The 642-nt window shown below is 66.8% G+C and carries 1 protein-coding gene; it reads left to right on the forward strand.

Translation table 11 applies throughout. The features are described from left to right. A partial coding sequence (locus IEZ11_RS50465) for a DNA-directed RNA polymerase subunit alpha (RefSeq protein ID WP_189269863.1) occupies positions 1–642 on the forward strand: 642 nt, incomplete at both ends.

Here is a 642-nt window from a genome sequence, read left to right on the forward strand (position 1 = left end):
GGCTACACCCTCGGCAACTCCCTGCGTCGTACCCTCCTGTCCTCGATTCCCGGTGCGGCGGTCACGTCGATCCGGATCGACGGCGTGCTGCACGAGTTCACCACCGTGCCGGGCGTCAAGGAGGACGTCACCGACCTGATCCTCAACATCAAGCAGCTGGTCGTCTCCTCGGAGCACGACGAGCCCGTGGTGATGTACCTGCGCAAGCAGGGTCCGGGTCTGGTCACCGCCGCCGACATCGCGCCTCCGGCCGGTGTCGAGGTGCACAACCCCGATCTGGTCCTGGCCACGCTCAACGGCAAGGGCAAGCTGGAGATGGAGCTGACGGTCGAGCGTGGCCGCGGTTATGTCTCCGCCGTGCAGAACAAGCAGGTGGGCCAGGAGATCGGCCGGATCCCGGTCGACTCCATCTACTCGCCGGTGCTCAAGGTCACGTACAAGGTCGAGGCGACCCGTGTCGAGCAGCGCACCGACTTCGACAAGCTGATCGTCGACGTGGAGACCAAGCAGGCGATGCGTCCGCGTGACGCCATGGCCTCCGCGGGCAAGACGCTGGTCGAGCTGTTCGGTCTGGCCCGTGAGCTGAACATCGACGCCGAGGGCATCGACATGGGCCCGTCCCCCACGGACGCCGCCCTCGCC

This window comes from Streptomyces fuscichromogenes (assembly GCF_014645815.1).
Lineage (GTDB): Bacteria > Actinomycetota > Actinomycetes > Streptomycetales > Streptomycetaceae > Streptomyces > Streptomyces fuscichromogenes.